Genomic DNA, 3419 nt, shown 5'->3' on the forward strand with positions numbered 1-3419 from the left:
AGAATAGGACAAGTATGAGGTGATAATAGTGGAAGTGTTGAGGACAGAGAGTTTGAAATCATACTATATTTTGGACATCTTTGGAAGGAAGAAAGTGATAAAGGCAGTGGATGATGTGAACATATCGGTAAAAGAGAACGAAATATACGGCATAGCAGGGGAGAGCGGTTGTGGAAAGAGCACCCTTCTTAAGGCGATCTTTGCAGCAATAGAACCTCCTCAAAGGATAGTGGGAGGGAAGGTACTATACAGAGAAAACGGAAGGGAGATAGACGTCTATTCTTTGAGCGAAGAAGAAAGAAGGAAACTGAGATGGAGATTCATCTCTTATGTTCCTCAGGGATCGATGAGCGTATTGAATCCAGTGGTGAAGATAAAAGAAACTTTTAAGGATTTTATTGAAAGCCACACAACCGGAAAGACAAAGGAAGAAGCCTACGAGATGGCAAAAGAACATATAAAAGAGTTGGGGTTGCCGGCTAGTATCTTGAACGCATATCCACACCAGCTTTCCGGTGGAATGAGACAAAGAGTGACAATTGCCCTTGCAACCGTTTTATCACCAAAAGTGATCATAGCAGACGAACCTACAACAGCTCTGGATGTTGTAACTCAGAGAGGAGTTGTGCAACTCTTGAAGGAAGTACAGTCCGCGAAACAGAATACTATCGTTCTTGTTACACACGACATGGGAGTTCATGCAAACGTGGCAGACAGGATAGCGATCATGTACGCTGGAAAGATCATAGAAGAGGCAAAGACTGAGGAAATTTTCGAAAATCCCATGCATCCTTACACGAAATATTTAATTTACTCTCTTCCAAAGTTCGGAGATAAAGGAAGAAGAGAGAGTGCACCTGGAAGTCCTCCTTCCCTTGCAGATCTTCCACCCGGATGCAGCTTCCACCCGAGGTGTCCACACGCGTTTGACAGGTGCACGAAGGAAATGCCGCCTCTCAAAGAATACCTACCAGGACACAAAGTTGCATGCTGGCTGGTAGAGGAGGGAAAGAATGCCGCTTCTTGAGATAAAAGACCTGACGAAGATCTTCACTATAGGGAGCATCTTCTCGAGGACAAGGATAGTGGCTGTGGACAGGGTGAACTTCGATATAAAAGAAGCGGAGATTTTTACACTGGCAGGAGAGAGTGGCTGTGGAAAGACCACCACGGCAAAGATCATCCTTGGATTCGAAGAGCCCACCTCCGGAGAGATCGTCTACAAAGGAAGAAAGATAGAGCGTGTGAATCAGAAGGAAAGAAAAGAACTCCTGAAGGAGATACAGGCGGTCTTCCAGAACCCGTTTTCCACGTTCAATCCCCTCAGAAAGGTGGACAGGTACTTTTATGAAACACTCTTCAACCTGGGCATAGCAGACACGAAAGAAAAAGCAGAAGAGATCATCAAAGAAAAACTCTCCGCCGTTGGAATTTCCTTCGAAGAGTTCTCAGAAAAGTACCCGAGTGAATTCTCGGGAGGGCAACTCCAGAGGATCTCCGTTGCAAGGGCACTCCTTACAAACCCATCTCTCCTTGTGGCGGACGAACCCGTTTCTATGGTGGACGCATCCCTGAGGATGTCTATTGTAAACCTCTTCAAAGATCTCAAAGAACAGTACGGTGTGAGCGTTTTGTACATCACACACGACCTCACAACTGCCTACTACGTGTCCGACAGAATCGCCGTCATGTTCAGAGGAAACATAGTGGAACTGGGACCAGCCGAGAAGGTCCTCATGGAACCAAAGCACCCTTACACCCAGCTTCTGAGAGAATCCGTGCCCGAGCCGGATCCAAAGAAGAAGTGGAACATAAGAATAAAGCTGTCCGAGACAGAGCAAACCGAGTATCTCAGACAGGGATGCAAGTTCGCGGGAAGATGTCCAAAGGTGATGGATATCTGCAAAAAAGAGCCTCCTCCATACTTCGAGGTCGATGGTGTCCAAGTGAAGTGTTTCCTGTACAGGTAAGGTGAAAACATGCGAAGACTCACCTTTCTGATAATAGCGATGATCTTTACGGTTCTGGAAGGAAAAGTGCTTCTTGTCATCGGCCAGGATCTGAACTCGGTTAGAGAGTATGCGAGCTCTGGGTATTTTCCAGAGCCGGGGGGTATAACAACGTACACCGATATCGCCACTCTCAACGGTCTTTACAACGATGCCGACTGGGGGGCAGGCTTGATAAACGCGAAGAAGTGTTTGAAAGAGTTTCCAAGCTCTGCTCTTGTGATTGGACTGTACATGGTGAACATGCTGGACAGAGTGATCTCTGGACAATACGACCACCAGATAGAAACTCTGGCCAGGTTTATAAGGGAAGCGAACAGACCCGTGTATCTCAGGATCGGTTATGAATTCGACGGAATATGGAACAACTACGATCCAGAGAAGTACAAGGTCGCTTTCAGGTACATAACCGGAAAACTCAGAAGCTTCTTGGGAGACAGAAAAAATCTTCTTTTCACAGTTTGGCAGTCTTGTTCTTCTCCGTTGAACGTCATACTACGGAACTACCAGAAACCAGACATTTCGCTCTGGTATCCGGGGGATGATTATGTGGATTTCGTGGGGTTGTCCTGGTTTTTGCCTGCGGACGTGAGATATCCTCTGAACAACTCCCGGAAAGCACCTACTCAAAAAGAGCTAGCGGAAGAAGTGGTATCTTTCGCGAGATCTCATAAAAAACCCGTGATGGTGGCCGAAGCAACTCCGCAGGGATACGATCTCTCAGAGCTCACAAAAGCAAGCATCAGTCCCGCTCTGGATGGCCCTCCCGGAAAGAATAAAACAAAGAAAACACCAGAAGAGATCTGGAACGAGTGGTTTAAACCTTTCTTCGAGTTCATATATGAAAATTCAGATGTGATAAAAGTGGTAGCTTATATAAACGCCGACTGGGATTCTCAACCCATGTGGGGACCGCCCTACGCGAACGGATATTGGGGAGACAGCAGAGTACAGGTCAACCCCGTTATCAGAGATCTGTGGCTAAAAGAAATCACAAAACCCATATGGAAACACGGTGAATGAGGAGGGAGGGAAAGTTATGGAGCTGTACAAGGATCCATCGCAGCCAATCGATATCAGGGTGAAAGATCTTCTCTCCAGAATGACCCTGGAAGAGAAAGTGGCACAACTCGGTTCGGTCTGGGGATACGAACTGATAGATGAAAGGGGGAAGTTCTCAGAAGAAAAAGCAAAAGACCTTCTAAAATATGGTATCGGTCAGGTCACCCGACCCGGAGGCTCTACCAATCTGGAACCGCAGGAAGCAGCAGAACTTGTGAACAAGATACAGCGTTTTCTCGTGGAGGAAACCCGCCTTGGAATACCGGCGATGATACACGAGGAGTGTCTCACCGGGTACATGGGGCTTGGTGGAACCAACTTTCCGCAGGCGATAGCGATGGCGAGCAC

General features: G+C 47.1%; 4 protein-coding genes. All 4 read left to right on the plus strand.

The features are described 5' to 3' along the window. Positions 1 to 19: 19 nt before the first annotated feature. The gene (locus J7K79_RS02635) at positions 20 to 1027 is read left to right on the plus strand and encodes an ABC transporter ATP-binding protein (protein WP_296904873.1); all 1008 of its coding nucleotides are present in this window, start codon (positions 20 to 22) and stop codon (positions 1025 to 1027) included. Next, on the plus strand, positions 1014 to 1970 hold the full coding sequence (locus J7K79_RS02640; RefSeq protein WP_296904876.1) for an ABC transporter ATP-binding protein: 957 nt from the start codon (positions 1014 to 1016) through the stop codon (positions 1968 to 1970). The genes J7K79_RS02635 and J7K79_RS02640 overlap by 14 nt, the downstream gene beginning before the upstream one ends. A 9-nt stretch (positions 1971 to 1979) precedes the next feature. Further along, on the plus strand, positions 1980 to 3032 hold the full coding sequence (locus J7K79_RS02645) for a glycosyl hydrolase (RefSeq protein ID WP_296904878.1): 1053 nt from the start codon (positions 1980 to 1982) through the stop codon (positions 3030 to 3032). Between the two features lie 16 nt (positions 3033 to 3048). After that, the coding region (locus tag J7K79_RS02650; RefSeq protein ID WP_296904881.1) for a glycoside hydrolase family 3 N-terminal domain-containing protein at positions 3049 to 3419 on the plus strand (371 nt) is incomplete at its 3' end.

Source organism: Thermotoga sp. (assembly GCF_021162145.1).
Taxonomy (GTDB): Bacteria; Thermotogota; Thermotogae; order Thermotogales; family Thermotogaceae; genus Thermotoga.